Annotated in this window: 6 protein-coding genes; 1 reads left to right on the forward strand and 5 read right to left on the reverse strand. The window is 69.7% G+C overall.

Annotated elements, in window-relative coordinates:
- Positions 1-23 precede the first annotated feature (23 nt).
- The gene (locus ACZ4FH_RS15550) at positions 24-1,226 is read left to right on the forward strand and encodes a phage baseplate protein (protein ID WP_467305045.1); all 1,203 of its coding nucleotides are present in this window, start codon (positions 24-26) and stop codon (positions 1,224-1,226) included.
- Positions 1,227-1,284: 58 nt separating this feature from the next.
- Here the strand turns inward: ACZ4FH_RS15550 and ACZ4FH_RS15555 are convergent, their stop codons facing one another.
- From ACZ4FH_RS15555 to ACZ4FH_RS15575, 5 genes are all read right to left on the reverse strand, one after another.
- Positions 1,285-1,857 carry a hypothetical protein gene (locus tag ACZ4FH_RS15555; protein WP_467305047.1) on the reverse strand — a complete coding sequence of 191 codons (573 nt, stop codon included), beginning with the start codon at positions 1,855-1,857 and terminating at the stop codon, positions 1,285-1,287.
- Positions 1,858-1,888: 31 nt separating this feature from the next.
- The gene (locus ACZ4FH_RS15560; protein WP_467305048.1) at positions 1,889-12,568 is read right to left on the reverse strand and encodes a LamG-like jellyroll fold domain-containing protein; all 10,680 of its coding nucleotides are present in this window, start codon (positions 12,566-12,568) and stop codon (positions 1,889-1,891) included.
- Between the two features lie 238 nt (positions 12,569-12,806).
- Positions 12,807-13,427, reverse strand: coding sequence for a type 1 periplasmic-binding domain-containing protein (locus tag ACZ4FH_RS15565; protein WP_467305050.1), 621 nt, complete (start codon positions 13,425-13,427; stop codon positions 12,807-12,809).
- Positions 13,428-13,748: 321 nt separating this feature from the next.
- Positions 13,749-15,101, reverse strand: a complete 1,353-nt coding sequence (locus ACZ4FH_RS15570; protein ID WP_467305052.1) for a tetratricopeptide repeat protein — start codon at positions 15,099-15,101, stop codon at positions 13,749-13,751.
- 72 nt (positions 15,102-15,173) lie between these two features.
- Positions 15,174-15,929, reverse strand: a complete 756-nt coding sequence (locus ACZ4FH_RS15575; RefSeq protein ID WP_467305053.1) for an HNH endonuclease family protein — start codon at positions 15,927-15,929, stop codon at positions 15,174-15,176.
- Positions 15,930-15,989 lie beyond the last annotated feature (60 nt).

Here is a 15,989-nt window from a genome sequence, read left to right on the forward strand (position 1 = left end):
CGACGGCGCTTGAATGTCGGACCATGACCGATGACAGGATCTCCCACCCCAGCCGCCGCTCCCTGCTCGCGCTGGGCGGTGCCGGTGCGCTCACCGCGGCCGGTGTGTCCATGAGTGCCGGTACGGCCGCGGCCGCCGACCACGCCACACCGGCCTCCTCACTGCTGGTGCCCTCGCCCCGGCTCGATCTGAACAGCGCCTCGGAGAACTGGATACGCGAGAAGCCGCTGCGCGACGCGACGATCCTCCAGTCCTTCGGCTACGACAACGCCAACCGGCACATCTATCTGGCCCAGGTGACGCAGGGCGGCCTCAAGCTCGCGGGCGAGTCCGCGGCCGTGAGCGCCACCGACCGCAACCGTCACGGCGATCTGACCATCACCAAGTGGGACATGTCCGGGAACACGCTTGGATACATGTATCTGCGCGGTTTCGGGCACGGCATGAGCATCGGGGTCGAGCCCGCGGGCGGCACCGCGCATCTGTGGACGGAGACCGACGGCCAGGAGGTGCCGGACCCGGTACACCCGGACGACCCGACGAAGACCACCAGCCGGGGCAGGCGGCTGGCCCGGTTCCCGTTCGTCAACGGGCAGGTCCTCGACTACGGCTCGGCCGGCCTCGCGACGTACCAGCCGGTCCCCGGCACCTCGACGTACACCGCCTCCGTCGACCCGGTCTACGGCCGGCTCGCGATCCGGTTCCGCGACACGGACGGGGCGTTCGTCTTCCAGGTCCACGATCTCGACCTGGCCCGCCTCGGCGTCTGGACCCAGCCGCTCGCCAGTCTCCGCGAACCGTCCCTGACGGCGGTCCCCGGCTGGCCGCTCACCACCTACGGCAGCCCGTTCCTCCAGGGATTCGCCGTCGTGGGCCGGTACCTCTATCTGCTGCACGGCAACAGCTACGGCTCCACGCAGAAGATCGACGGCCAGACCGTCGTGATCTCCCCGCCGGGTGTCGGCAACACGTTCATCACCTCGGTGAACCTCACCACGGGCGCCCTGGACCCCGCGCCGCCCACGCCGTTCAAGGAGACCGTCAACCCCGCCCACACCGCCGCCGCGTACTCCCTGGACTACCGCGAGCCCGAGGGCCTCGGCGTCCACGTCCCGGACCCGGCCCGGCCCGGGGTCTTCCGCATCGGGATGGGCTTCGCGTCGGGCGAGCCGGGCGCGCGGGTGGCGACGGTCTACGGGAAGTCGGGGCTGGTGCAGCCGTCCTGACCCCCGACACACGGACGCGGGTCCCGGAACGTTCCGGGACCCGCGTGGGCGGCGCGTGTCAGGTGCCGCACATCTCCTGGATCAATGCGATCTGGTAGGCGACCGCCTCCCGGCAGTTGGGATCGGCGCGCTCGTCGTCGACGGAGAACGCCCGCCCGAGCCGGGCGGACGAGAGAACCGACTCGTAGCAGGAGGAGAGGACTTCGAGTACCTCCTCGTCGTCCGAGCGACCCAGGAGCACGTCCGCGAGCTGTCCGACGCCCTGAATCAACGACGCTGCAGTGAAGGGTGACCGGCCGTCCTGCCAGTCGTAGACGTCCTCGAACAGAGCGTCCCAGCGGTCCGCCAGGGCCGACGTCGCCCCGGAAAATGTCTCGAATTCCTCCAGAGCACTCCGGAAAAGCGTGATGGTGTCCTGGTCGAAAATCTCTTCCAGCGAGGAACCGAAGTGCTCCGGAACGTTCTTGATCACTTTGAGCGCGAGCGATTCAAGAGATTCCCTGGAACATTCCAGCAAGGCATCTTCATAGGGCTCTATCTCAACATCCCAAAGCGTCACTAGAACCTCGCTGGCGTATATGCGAAAGGGCGTTCCCTCCGGAAGAACCGGCGGGAACGCCCATGATCTCACAGCGACTCTTCAGCCTTCAATGCGTCCTCCGCTATTCCCTCTCCCACGGTGCCGTCCTGTTCCGTTCCCACAAGCTGATGTGGTCGTAGTCTGCGGCTCTGCCCGCGCAGTTCTGGCGTTCCACTCCACAGGCCGGCCGCGACGAAGCGACGACGCCGCGATTGGCCAGCGTGCCGTCGTCCACAGCGTTGAAGAGGATCTGCTCGGCATCCGTGCGAATCCCCGGATCGATGTGCTCGACGCCCGAGATCCGCTCGTATCCCAGCTTGTCGGCGAGCTTACGCATGGCCACGCTGGTCTTGTTGTTGTTCACCGAGTACACCTTGCGGCCGTTGAAGACACCGGTGGCGACGGTGGTTCCCTGGTCGGCCTTCCGCGCGCCGACCCCCGACTTTCCGGTGGTCATTGCGTCGTGGAGGGACTGCGCGTCCTCCAGAAGCGCCCTCGCCTGGCCGGCGGGAACTACACAGGAGGAACCCGAGACCTGCGCCATCCTGTCGGTGTTGTGCACCAGCACCGCGGTGTCACCGTCGTCACCGGCGCCCACGTGGTACGTGTGCAGCCCCTCGACGCTCAGGTCGTACGTCACGGCTTCGCCGGTGTACGCCTTGACGTCGATGATCACGGTCGGGCGGCCCGACTCGGTCTGGAGCTTCTGGCCGGCCTTGAGGTCGGCGGCCTGGGTCCAGGCGTCCTTGGTGGCCTCGTAGAACTGGTGGTGCTCGGTGGTGTGGATCGTCTGGGGGCCGGACTTCGTGGATACGGTGACGTCCACGAAGGCACGGTCCGTCGCGGTGACGACGACCGCCTTGACCTTGTGCTTCTCCTTCTTCTTCTTGCCGGGTTCGGCGGTCAGGACGTAGTCGCCGACCTTGATCTCGGAGATCGGCTTGGTGGTGGCGTTCGCCAGGACCACGGGAGTGGCCCCGGTGAAGCTGTGCGGGGTGCAGCCCTTGCGGCCGAACTTGCTGGCCGCCGCGCCGAACACCCCGCCCGTGACCGCGCCCACGGCCGTGGCCTTGGCCGCGCCGGAGACGCTGCATCCCTCTTCGCTGGCGACGCAGGAGATGCCGTAGCCGACGGCGCCTTCGGCGGCTCCGCCGGCGGCGCCCATGGCGGCGCCGTTGAGGGCCTTGCCGCCGACGCCGGAGAGGAGTCGGCCGACCGCGCCGGAGGCCGCTCCGCCGGCCGCGCCGCCGAGGGCGCCGGTGACGGCGCCGATGCCGACGGCGGTGACGAAGCCGCCGAGGGACTTGGGTCCGTCGCTCATCGCGTAGCCGACCGCGTTGGCGGCGGCTCCGGCCAGGGCGCCGCAGGCGACGACACCGGCACCCGCCGTCGCGGCGGTGCAGCCGGCGAAGACGACGACGCCGGTGGCGACCGAGGCGATGGTGGAGGCGTGCTGCTTGACGAAGTTGGCGGTGGCCTTGGCCGCCTTCCCGACGGCCTTGCCGACCTTCTTGGCGGCCTTCACCACCTTCTTCGCCACGCTCTTGACGGCCTTGGCGGCCTTTCTCACCGTCTTCTTGACGGTTTTGACGACCTTGTGGACGTACTTCTTGACGCGCTTATAGGTGCGTTTGACGTATCTCTTGACCCTCTTGACGCTGTCGGCGACATAGTGGACGGCCTTGCGCACCACGCGCTTGGCCTTCTTGACGACCTTCTTGACCGCCTTCTTGATTTTCTTGGCGGCCTTCTTGACCTTCTTGGCGACCTTCTTGACGGCCTTCTTGGTCTTCTTCCAGGCCGACTTGACGGTCTTCTTGACCTTCTTCTTGACCTTCTTGATGGCCTTGTCGACGAAGCTCGGCCAGTGGCCGGTCGGGTCGGTGGCCGTCAGCGGGTTCTGGTCGGCGTAGGCGTACCGGTTGCCCGCGACGGAGGCCGGGATCGGGTTCATGCCCACGGTGTCGCGGCTGCTGAACTGGCCGGTCTCCGGCGAGTACCAGCGCGCCGCCATGTTGACCTTGGCGGTCTCCGGGTCCGTCCACCCCGACTGGTAGCCGAGGTGCCCGACCATGCCGGTGGACTGCTCGACCTTCCCGAACGGGGAGTACGTGGACGAGCCGGTGAGCGCCTCGCCGTCCGCGGTGAACTGGCCGACCACGTCGTCGTGGATGTCGGTCAGCGCGAGGACGGAGCCGACGGCGGTCTTGATGCCCATCAGCGAACCGTCGACGTTGCGGCTGTAGGAGCTGCCGCCGTCGGAGGCCACGTCGTTGCCGGCCCCGCTGTAGGCGAAGTCGTACACCGAGGAGCCGTCGGAGTCCGTGGCCTTCAGCGTGCGGTCCAGGCCGTCGTAGCTGTAGGTGCGGTCGCCCTCGTTGATGACGCGGTTGAAGGCGTCGGCCTTCACCGCGGTCTGCACGCCTCCCTCGTCGGTGAGGGAGCTCATCGTGCCGCGCGCGGTGTACGTGTACGTGCTGTGCCCGTCCGAGGTGAGCCGGTTGCGGGCGTCGTACGTGTAGGTGTCACCGCCGACGCGGGTCCGGTTGCCGGAGGCGTCGTAGCCGTAGTTCTCGGTGGTGCTCCCGTTGTTCCAGGACGACAGGCGGTTCGCCCAGTCGTAGGTGTACGTGTTGGTGCTCGCCCCGGCGACCCCGGTCGTCGTCTTCGACGTCTCGTTGCCGTTGAGGTCGTAGCCGTAGGTGATCGACGCCAGCGACTTGCCGGTCGGCGAGGTCAGCCTGTCCGTGGTGAGCTGGCCCAGGGAGTCGTAGGAGAAGTCGCGCCTCCCCTTGCCCTGGCCGTACTCGATCGAGGTGACGTTGGACTCGGTGTCGTACCCGTACGTCATCGACGTACCCGACGCCCCGTCCACGGCCGTCTTGAGGCGCCCGGCCGTGTCGTACCCGAAGGTCGAGGTGCCCGAGGCGTCCTTGCGGGAGGTCAGCGCGCCGTTGCCGTCGTAGGCGAAGGACGAGGACCCGGACGGGCCGCTGGTGGTCAGGAGCAGTCCGCGGTCGTCGTAGGTGAAGGTGTCCTTCTCCTCGCCGGCCCCGGCCACCGCGGTGAGCTGGTCGTCGTTGTCGTAGGTGTAGGTGTGGTCGGTGGTCTCCGCCTCCGCGCCGGTGCCGTGCTGGCGCACCAGCCGGCCGCGGTCGTCGTACTCGTTGGTGACGGTGACCCCGCCCGGGGAGCGCTGCTCGGCGGGGCGTCCGGCCTTGTCGTAGACCATCGTGAACGTGCGGTCCGCGAGGTCGGGATGGGCCGGGGTGGCCGGTTCGATCGACTTCTCCGCCAGGCCCCACGTGTTGTACGTGGTGAGGAAGGCGTTGCCGCGGCCGTCGGTGAAGCGCGTGCGGTTGCCCGCCGCGTCGTAGCCGAAGGTCGTGGTGATCGACTCGGTCGCCGAGACCGGCTCGACGGCCTTGGTGATCAGGCCGGTCGCGTCGGTGGTGAGCGTGGTGGTGTGGCCCCGGAAGTCGGTGACCGAGGTGGGGTTGCCCGCCCGGTCGTAGGTGGAGCTGCTGGTGCGCAGCACCTTGCCCGCGGCGTCCAGGTCCTTGGTCGCGGTCAGCTGGCCGTAGCCGTCGTAGGTGTTGACGGTGCTGGTGCCGTCCGCGTCCACGGAGGTGAGCGGCCGGCCGTCCATGTCGTACGTGAAGCGGCTGGTGGCGCCCGCGGCGTCGGTCACCTCCGTCGTCTCGCCGAGGACGTTGTACGTGTAGGACTCGCTCACGCCGGTCGGGCTGACCGTGCGGGAGAGTTCACCTCCGGGGGCCTTGTACTCGTTGATGGAGGTGTACGCCCGCTGGGTGGGCTGGCGCACGATGTCGGTGTCCGTGACCGGACGGCCGAGGTAGTCCCAGGTGGTCTCCTGGCGGGCGCCGCCGGGCCGGGTGGCCGAGAGCTGGTCGCCGTTGGGGGTGTAGGTGTACCGCGTGGTGGCGCCGCCGGGCTCCTTGACCGAGGCCAGGTCCCCGAGCTGGGTGTAGCCGTACTCGGTGCGGTTGCCCAGCGGGTCGACCTCGGCGGTGACCTGGCCGAGCTTGTTGTACTCGTTCCAGGCGGTGGCCGTGATCGGGGCGGTGGCCCCCGGCGGGGTGTAGTTCGGCGTCGTCGTCGAGGACTCCTGGCCCTCGGCGTCGTACGCGGTCGTGACGACGTTGCCCAGCGGGTCGGAGGACTCGGTCTCCTCGCCGAAGGTGTTGTACCCCGTCATCGACACCGGGCGGACCGTGACGGGGGTGCCGCCGCCGGTCTCGCTCGCGACCGCAGGCTCGGTGACGCTGGTCTGCTGACCGGCCTCGTCGTAGCCGTAGTCGGTGGTGGACCCGTTCTCGTCGGTCATGGCCAGCGGCAGTCCCCGCTGGTCCAGCTTCCAGGTGTTGACGTGCACGGAGCTGCCCGCGGCCGGCAGCGTGCCGCCCTTGAGCGCCGCCACCTGCGTCGCGGTCAGCGCCTCGCCGTAGACCTGGATGTCGTTCAGCGAGCCGTTGGTGTTCTCCGCGTACTTCCCGCTGGCGAGCCTGCGGCCGACCTGGAGCGGACCGGTGGCGTCCCAGGGGGTGGTGAAGGCGGTGGAGGTGCCGGACTGCACGCCGTTGACGTACAGCCGGATCTGCGCGGCCTCCTGGTCGTAGACGCCCGTCAGATGCGTCCAGGTGCCGGTGGTCACCGCGGCCGTCCCGGAGGACGCCCGCACGATGACGGGGCCGGACATGTCCGAGGCGTGGCGGTTGAACGTCCAGCCGTACGCCGTGGAGTAGTACAGCTGGAAGCCGCTGCCGATCTTCCCGTCCTGCGCGAGGAAGGTGCTGTTGGCGGCGGTGGAGTTCAGCTTGACCCACGTGGAGACGGTGAAGGAGCCGCCGGTGTTGACGGCCGCGCCCTCCGCCTGGCCGTAGGCGTTCGCCGTGCCGTCGAAGACGGCGGAGCCGCCGCGCTCGGTGGAGCGGGTGACGCCGCTGCCGAGGGTGACGGTCCGGTTGCCGCCGGAGGAGTCGGAGGCCTTCGTGCCGCTGGTCTCCGACAGCTTCCAGCGGCCCACCGGGGCGGTGGTGCCGTCGTGGACGGTGGACCCGGTGATGTTGCCCAGGTTGTCGTAGAGGGTGTCCTCGGTGCTCGTGGTGTGGTTGAGCGGGTCGAGGTCGGTCTCCGAGACGACGTTGTCGTCGGGGTCGTAGCTCACCTTGGTGGTCCGGGCGAGGCCGCCCGGGTCCAGGACCGACGACGTGGTGCGGTCGGAGGCGTCCACCGTGAACGTGGAGACCGTCTGGCCGTCGTTGGTGACCTGCTTGACCAGGTTGCCGGCCGCGTCGTAGGTGTTGGCCTCCTCGGTGAAGGACAGCCCGTTGGCCGGATCCTTGCGGACCACGGTGGCCGCGAGTCCGTCGTCGGTGTACGTGTACGCCGTGACGTGGCCCATCGCGTCGGTGATCGACGCCAGCCTGCCGCCCGGGTCGTAGGCCCGCGACTCCTGCACCAGGGTGGTGGCCGGCGAGGGGTTCGCCGGGTCGCCCGTGTAGTTCAGCAGGTTGGTCGTGAGCGGCCGGCCCTCGCCGTCGTAGGTGTACGTGTTGACGTTGCCGGCCGGGTCGGTCTCCTTGACCTTGTTGCCGTAGACGTCGTACTCGAACGCGGTGGTGTCGCCGCCCGGATCGGTGCGGGACGCCATGCGGTTGTAGGCGTCGTACGTCATCGAGGTGGCGCGCGGGGCGTCACCGCCGGTGAGGTCGGTGACCGTCTGCGAGGAGACGTTGCCGTCGGCGTCGTAGACCGTGGACGTCCGCGCGGTGTGCACGGCGCCCGTGACCCGGTTGGTGACCGGCGGGTCGGTCTCGGTGAGGACCTGGTCGTCCTTGTCGTAGGTCAGGGCCGTGGTGAGACCGCCCGGCCGGGCGTCGCTCACCTCGGTCCGGGTGACCTGGCGTCCGAGGTTGTCGTAGGTGGACTTCTCCTTCGCCCCGTTGGCGTCGGTGATCTCGGCGACGTCACCGTTGGCGAAGTAGGAGTACGCGGTCTTCCGGCCGCCCGGGGTGACGACCTCCGCGACCAGTCCGGCCGGCGCCTTCGCGGTGCCGCCCTCCGCCGCCGGGGTGGTGGCGGTCGTGTACGTCGTGGTGGCGGTCCGCCCTGCCGGGTGGCCCGGCACCGGGGGCGTCGTCACCGAGGTGAGGTTGCCCGCCGTGTCGTACGCGTAGCTGGTCAGATAGGTGTTGTCCGTGGGGCCCGAGGAACGGCCGTCGCGCTCGGTGAGCACCAGGTCGTTGCGCGGGTCCATCGGCGGGAACGCCGTCGTGGAGTCCGGGTAGTAGGTGTAGTAGTCGGTGGCGCACTTGCCCGCGGCGGTGTCCTGGCACATGGTCTGCGAGACCGTGTTGCCGCGGATGTCGTGGCCGGTGACCGAGCGGTTGCCGTTGGCGTCCGTCACGGTGTGCAGGAAGCCCGCCGTGTCGTAGCCGTACGTGGTGCGCCTGCCGTTGGTGTCGACCGCGGCGAGCAGGCGGTTGCCCATCTCCGCGTCGTAGACGTAGGTCAGCGTCTTCTGGGTGGGGTCGGTGAGCTTCACCGTCCGCACCGGGGCGACGCCCGAGGACGCCTTGTACGCCGACCAGTGCTGCTCGACCTGCTCCTCGGTGAGCCCGCCCGCGTGCACGGCGACCTCGGCGATGGAACCGGTGAAGTAGCTGACGTCGGCCGGGGCGCTGATCCAGCCCTTGGCGAAGCCCGCGCCGACGAAGGTGCGGGTGTTCGTCTGGTCGTTGGGGGCGCCGGTGAAGTCGGCCTGCTTGACGCCGTCCACGTACAGGGTCTGCGTGGTACCGGTCGCGGAGAGGACCGCGTGGTGCCAGGCGTCGTTGTCGACCTTGTCCTTGGAGCCGAAGTCGGTGGCGGCCGAACCCGCCGCGCTGTACCAGTGGCCGCGCAGCTTGCCGTCCGTGCCGACGTAGAGCACGGGGTTGACGGGACCGTTCGCCCCGGCCGCGTCGTTCACCGCCTTGGCCTGGTCGGCGATCAGCACACCGGGCTTGGCGGTCTTGAACCACAGCTCGACGGAGCGGTCGCCCTTGTGCCAGGTGCCGTACGGGATCTCCGCGTACGAACTGGTGCCGTTGAACTGCGCGGCCGTGACGTCACCGGTGCCGAACGGACCGGCCACGCCCTGCGTGACGCTGTTGTACGTGCCGAAGCCGGTGTGCAGTTCGTTGGCCGCCTGGGCCGCTCCCTGGGTGTCGTCCAGGCGCCAGTACCCGGCGGGTGCCGTGCCCATCACCGCGGAGCGGTAGACCTGGGAGGAGCCGGTGACGGTGGCCGGGTTGAGCTTCCAGGTGCCGCCGTCGCCGTCGGTGGCCTGGACGACCAGGTCGTCGGTGGTGCCGTAGGTGACGGCCGACTGCGTCTTGCCGCCCGGCGTGGTGATCTTGTCGAGCAGTCCGGCGGACCGGGTGGCCGCGTTGTACTGCGCGGTGATGACCGACGGGTCCAGGGCCTCGGTGTAGATCGCGACCTCGGCGAGCTGGCCCGCGTAGTGCCCCAGGGTGTCGGAGGCGTTCATGGCCGGCCAGCCGTCGGTGTTCACCCCGGCGCCGAAGGAGATGTAGGGCTGCTCCCAGTCGTTGATGGTGCCGGCGAGGGTGCCCTGCTTGGCGCCGTCCAGGTACAGCGTCTGGGTGGTGGCGGCGCCGGTGAGGGCGACGTTGTGCCACTTCCCGTCGGTGACGGTGGCCGTGGACGTGGTGGTGGTCATGCACCCCGGTGACATGGCGAGACAGCCGCGGAGCTTGCCGTCCGTGCCGACGTACACCGCCGGGGTGTTCTTCTTGGTGTTCGCGACCGGGTCGGCGTCACTGAGCGGCTTGTCCCCGTAGTAGAAGAGGACGCCGCCCGCCTGGGTGGTCTTGAACCACAGCGACACCGTCGTGTACGAGGGCGTGGCGCCGGGGGCGCTCGGGATCTCGACGTACGAGGTGGTGCCGTTGAAGGTGGCGGCCTTCTGCGTGGAACCGGCCAGCGGGCCCGTCCCGCCGAGGGTCACGTTGTGGTACTGGCCGTTGAACCGGCCCTGGTTGAGGTCGACCGTGTCGGTCGCGACCGTGCCGCCGGTCTCCCCGAGCCGCCAGTAGGCGAACGGGTCGGCGTCCAGGACCGTGGTGCGGTAGTGGTTGCCCGTGGCGTAGCCGTAGACCGTGCACTTGGTGGGGTCGGCGGGCGGGCAGACCGAGGTGAGCTGGTCGCCGCTGTAGCCGTACTTCCAGACCTGGGCGGTGCTCGCGTCCCCGGCGGTGGCCGGGTCGGTGGTCACGGTCGCCACGTGCGGGGCGGTGGCCCCGGCGGGCGTCGTCCAGGAGAAGGACAGCGACCGGTTGGACGTGGTGTTGGTGACCTTGCCGAGCCTGCCGCTCGTGTACGTGAAGGTCTCGGCCCGGTTCGCGTAGTCCTTGATGGACGAGATCGCGAAGGCTCCGGTGCGGCCGGTCACCGGCTGCTGGAAGGCGTAGGCGGTGAAGTCCTTGTCGGTCAGGACGTATCCGCCGCCCGACGCGGCCGGTGCGAGCCGTGCGTACCGGCCCATCGGGGGCACGAAGGTGCCGTCGGCGTTGCGGCCGAAGGCGACCTGCTCACCGCCCGGGTAGGTGATGATGACGCTGGTCAGAGTGCCCGCGCCGTCCTTCACCTCCACGGCCGTCATGTCCGTGACCGTCGCCCAGCCGGCGCCGAAGCCGCCGTCGGTGCGCGGGTCGCGGCTGTTGTACGAGCGCTCCACGGACAGGGACGGGCCGACGACCTCGACCTCGGCGTCGGTGTCCTCGGTGGTGTAGTTGGCGTCGCTGGGGTCGAACTCGTGGCCGTCGGTGTTCTGGGCGAGGCCCGAGGTGACCGGTGGCTGCGGTACGGCGGTGGCGAAGCGGCTCGCCGAGTACATCACCGAGTCGTATCCGTCGGTGACGCTGACGTACCAGTCGTAGTTCTTGCTCCACTTGAGCTTGCCGGCGGGTATCTTCCAGCTGCTCTTGGTCATCACCCCGGACGAGGCGACGGGCGTGGTGCTGTCGCTGTCCGCGTCGTACACCTCGAAGGCGTACGTCAGGGCCGTCATCGGCCACTTGTCGGCGTCGCTCGCGTAGACCAGCAGCTCCGGCTGGAGCGTGTTCGACTGGTGGTTGACCGGCGGGTACTGGGCGTTGATCTGCGGCGCCTTGTTCGGCGTGTAGGTCAGGTCCAGCGCCGGGCGGAAACCGGCCGTGGTGCTGTTGTCGGAGTGGAACTTCTTCCAGTGCAGCCCGTCGCCGGTCGGCGCGGTGAGCGCGAGACCGTAGCTGGTGGTGCCGGTGGCGACGCTGTCGAACCAGGCGGTGGACAGCTTCACCGGCATCTTCACGCCGATGCTCAGGTCGTTGGTGCCGCCCGCGTTGTTGCTGCAGGAGGCGCCGGGGGCGACGGTGGCGGAGCCGATCGCGGAGCCGTAGGCCGGGCCCGGGTAGGAGGTGACTCCGGAGGGGGTCCAGGACTTGGTGATCGGGCTGACCGAGAAGGGTTCGGCGGTGCAGGTCGCGGACCAGATCGCGTAGACGTTCAGGGTGGCGGCGGTGACGCGCTGGCCCTTGAGCGTGCTGTTCAGCGTGGAGAACTGGAGGAACGAGTTCGCCTTGTTGGTGCCGGAGTCGTAGCTGCCGACCTTGATCTGGTTCTCGGTGGAGTGGTCGCCGCCGATGGTGTTCTGCGCGTACGTCGAGTTCCCGGCGGTGATCGTCGGGTCGACGGTGACCGGGTAGGCCCGCGCCGGGTCGTTCAGCCAGTCGCTGTCGGCGGTGAGCCGCAGGGCGGGCTTGCCGTCGGAGGTGGTGGTCAGTTCATAGGTGACCGCCCGGGACATCGCCGCGTCGCCCGAGCGCGGGTCGATGCGGGAGTCCTCCATGAAGGCGTGGGGAATGGTGGCCGTCACCTCCCCGTCCCCGTCCGTGAACTCCACGTCCCCGTTCTCCGCGAGGCGCGGGGTGAGCCCCCGGACGTCGAGGGGGAACAGCCAGGAGTGCGGGGCGTCCTTGGACCGCAGGACCAGCCGCTCCTTGAACCCCTCGGTGAGGGGCGAGAGCAGCAGATCGGTGTCGGGCAGGACGCCGGCGTATGTGGCGTTGTTCTCGGCGTCCACCGTGGCGGACACCTTCTTCGCGCCGCGCAGCGCGTACGCGAGGCTGCGGCCGCCGCCGAAGTCGACGGAGGCGAGCTGCTGGTCGCCCGCGTCGGGGGCGAACTCGACGTCCAGGGAGTTGGCGGCCTGCTGGAGCCGGCCGTCCGCGTCCCGGGTCAGCGCGGTGTCGATCGGCTTCCAGCCGCCGTCCGCGCCCTTGTAGTTGGACCGGCCCGCGTAGTGGCGGACGGTGGTCGAACCGTCGGTGTTGACGAAGTAGTCCGTGGTGGCCGTGGACTTCTTCGCGTTCCGCTTGCTGGTCTTCGCGTCGAAGCTCTTGGCGTTGCCGGCGGCGCGGTCGGTGACGGCGGTGCCGGGGCGGTCGGTGGCGCGGCTGTAGGCGGGCAGTTCGCCCTTGCCCTTGCCCGGCCGGTGGCCGTTGCCGAGCTTGCCCCGGGTCTGGTCGGCGGTGGCCTTGTGGCTCTTGCCGCGGGCGGTTCCGGTCTCCTGCTCGGGGGTGTGCGGATGGGGTTTCTCGTCCAGCCACTTCCAGAGGCCGGACAGGGACATCTTCGGCATGGACAGGGCCGGCAGGGTCTCACCGGTGGCGGACGCCGTCTCGGTGGTGAGCATGCAGGAGAACGAGACGAGCACGGCCAGCGCCGTGCCTCTCGCCCTGCGGCGTCCTACCGGACCCGGGGGGAACAACGATGATGGTCTTCGCCATCGAGCACGCATCGGGGCAGCTTTCTCTTCACAAGACCTACATAGGGCCTCGCGAGACTGCCGTACTCATCGGTGCATGATCCACTCAGTTCGCGCCAAACTTATGCGATGTTTATCTCACTGGCGCGGTCCGGGCCGGTCCCCGTTACGGTCGCGCGTCCTCGACGGCCCGTCGAACGACGGCGTCGACCTCGTCGGCCAGCCCGTCGCCGGGCTTCACGACCGTCAGATTGGCGCCGCTCTGGGCCTGTTCCCCGGCGCCTCCCCCGACGACGACGAACCGCACCCGCGCATGGTCCTCCGCCTGTTCGCGCACGGTCCGGGTCTGCGCGGCCCCGGTGGCGAGGACGATCTCGCAGTCGCGCTGGATCAGCCCGTTGAGATGGGGCAGGGCGTTGGCCGCCGACTGCTCGCCCATCACCGGGACATGGGTGACGCGGACCCGGGTGTCACCGGAGGCGCGCTGCATGCCCTGCCAGACGGCGGCGGCGTCCCCGCCGGTGATCCCGGCCTCCCCGGTGAGCAGACAGGCGTCGAACTCCCGGTACGGGCGGGCCCGGGAGTCCGGCGGCGTCGCGGCCTCCTCCTCCCCGCCGAACACCCAGACGGCCACGAGGGCGCCGACGACGAGCAGCACCCCGCCGCCCGTCCACGCCCCGCGCCGCCCGCGCAGCAGCCCGGCGGCCCGCGCCAGGACGAGCCGGGCCCGGGGCATCCGGGTGCGCGGGGCGGGGGTCCTGCCCCGCCAGGTCCGCCGGGTCCTCATGCCGGACCCTCCGGACGGAGCGCGGCTCCGGGCCACGGGGCGGAGGACGGCACGGCTGACTTCACGGTCTGTTTTCCTTCGGAGGGAGGGATGCGGGCGGGCCGGGAGCCGTTCGCACGCACCCGCCCGACCGGCACGGACGCCGTACAGTACAACGCCCTCCTCCACCCCTCCCGCGGGGCCCCGGCGGATCAGCCGCCGCACATAGGAGCAGCGCACCGGTTTGTATGCCGCCCTCCCTTCCCGAGCGGATAGGTGCGTCCACGGCGTCGAGTGCACTCCGGCTTGAGTGGCGTGTGCCGACAGCCGTGGGAGGCGGAGTCAGAAGGGGGGATCGTCGAAGAGCGAGCCGGTCCAGACAGGTGGGACCGGCTCGGAATCGCGCTGCTGAAGGAGTGCGACGGCGTCGTCGACGCGTCCCAGGTCGATGAGGTGACCGGCGAGTTCGTCGCTGTTCGTGGAGGCGTGCTGTTCGAGAACGGCAACAGCCTCCTCGGTGCGTCCGGCACCGGCGAGCAGCTCAGCAATGTGCGGCGCCGCGTACGAGGTGGCGCCCTCGGGGTGGGAGCGGGCCCGAGCGACCGCTACGTCGACGCCGTCACGCGCGGCGATCAGCGGCAACCGCATCCAGTACAGATCCCAGTCCTCCTCGCACCCTCGGGCGGCGGCGAGGGCGTCAAGGTGCGCCAGGCCGTCTTCCGGGCGGCCCTGTTCGAGGCACAGGCTGGACCACATATGCAGGATCCAGTCGTCCCCGTTGTGGGCCTCGGCCAGGACGCGCATCACATCGACCGCTTCGCCCCCTCGGCCGTGCCGGGCCAGGAGCTCCGCCAGTCGCACCGTGCCGTGGCACCGGAGGTCCTGCGAGTCGCCCGGCCGGCGGTACACGGCGATCGCGCCTTCCACGTCGCCGCACTCCTCCAGTGCCTCGGCCAGACGCTGCGCGGCGTGGCCGAGGTGATCGGTCACCGCGTACGCGCGCAGTTCCTCGATCCGATCATGTCTCGCCAGCAGGTCGGCCAGCTGATCCCGGTTGTTGACCGAGGTGATGTGCCGGGTGCGCAGCAGCGCGATCGCCTCGTCGACGCGGCCCTGGCGTTCGCGGATCGTGGCGAGAAGCCCGATGGCGTCGTCGGGGTCGAGACCGTGGCAGCACCATGGACTGTCACAGCGGTGTCGGTCCGGGATGCGGGCAGCCAGCAGCGCGGCGATGTCCTCGTCCCGGCCTGCTCCTTCGGCAAGGTCGACCAGAGCCGCAGCGAGAAGGCGGTCGTCGATTCCGGCGCTCAGCCGAGCAATCGCCTCGTCCGTACGCCCGTGCCGCGCCAGCAGGCGCGCGAGGTACTCCAACGGGAGGCCTCCCGTGCTCGCGTACGGCAGGGCCATCGCAATCGCTTCGCCTTCCCGCCCCCAGCTCTCCAGCAGTTCCGCCTGCATCCGGGCTGCGGGCCACCAGCCGGTGGCAACGTACGGGGAAAGCACCTCCAGCGCCTCGGCTCGCCGCCCCTGGTCACTGAGCAGCTGCGCCCAGGCCCGCGCGCAGAACCATTCCCCACCGCGGGCCTGGGCCCCCACCTCGTCACGGTGGCCGAGCTCAAGAAGCCGGGAGACCAGGAGTGGAGGAATACAGCCGGACAGAGTCCGGGCCTGACGGTCGAGTTCGGCGGCGTCCATGACTGCGAACCTTAGCCACCACGTCCGCGAGAGACCCTGTGCCCCGGGGCCGAGGCAACCATGGGTGTCCGGTCAGCCCTGGCACTGCTTCAGCATCATCGTCTTGTCCGCCGCCGTCACCGCCAGCTCGTACTTCTCGGCGACCTGCGCGAACCGCAGCACGTACGAACACCGGATCTCGTTGTTCGGCGGCAGCCAGGACGCGGGCCCCGAGTCACGTTTCGCCGAGTTGGCGCGCCCCTCGACCGGCAGGAGGTTGAGCACGTCGTTCGCCAGTTGCCTGCGCTTGCTCACCGGCCAACGGGCGGCACCCATCTGCCAGCTGTAGGACAGCGGGACCACGTGGTCTATCTGCACCTCGGCGGCCTTGGCCTTCTTCCAGGCGATCTCCTTGCCGGTGTACGGGTCGTACAAGTCCATCGACACGACCACGCAGTCGGAGCCCTTACGAAACTCGACGTCCTGTCCATGAAGTTTCAGCAAGTCGTTCCGGGTGTCGCACCCGTTCCTCGCCAGCGGCACACCGTCCGCCGTGTCCATCCACGCATAGCCGTACTCGTCCCGGGCGTACCCGGTCTTCGGCCCCCGGCCCTTCGTGGCGACCTTCTCGATGACCTTGCGCGCGGCGGCCCGGTCCTGCTCGGAGGTGAGCGGGGCGAGACCGGGCTTCGTGCCGTCCGGGTTCTCCAGCGGGCTGGCTCCGAAGCCGGTGGCGGCGGCCCGGCCGCCGCCCTGGGAACCGCCCGAGGCGGACGACGAGGACCCCTGCTCGGGGTCGCAGCCGGTGAGGGCCAGGGCGGCCAGCAGGCCCAGGGCGGGCACGGTCACTCGACATACGCGGGGAGATATCACTCGAAGCCGTCCTGACGGGGAGAAAGCCGAACCGGT

The sequence above is a fragment of the Streptomyces sp. NPDC024555 genome (assembly GCF_055559335.1).

Excerpts from the sequence above, each read along its gene's own strand:
- ACZ4FH_RS15565 (WP_467305050.1), bottom strand. The coding sequence starts at position 13,427 with ATGAGGACCCGGCGGACCTGGCGGGGCAGGACCCCCGCCCCGCGCACC.
- ACZ4FH_RS15550 (WP_467305045.1), top strand. The coding sequence starts at position 24 with ATGACCGATGACAGGATCTCCCACCCCAGCCGCCGCTCCCTGCTCGCG.
- ACZ4FH_RS15570 (WP_467305052.1), bottom strand. The coding sequence starts at position 15,101 with ATGGACGCCGCCGAACTCGACCGTCAGGCCCGGACTCTGTCCGGCTGT.
- ACZ4FH_RS15560 (WP_467305048.1), bottom strand. The coding sequence starts at position 12,568 with ATGCTCACCACCGAGACGGCGTCCGCCACCGGTGAGACCCTGCCGGCC.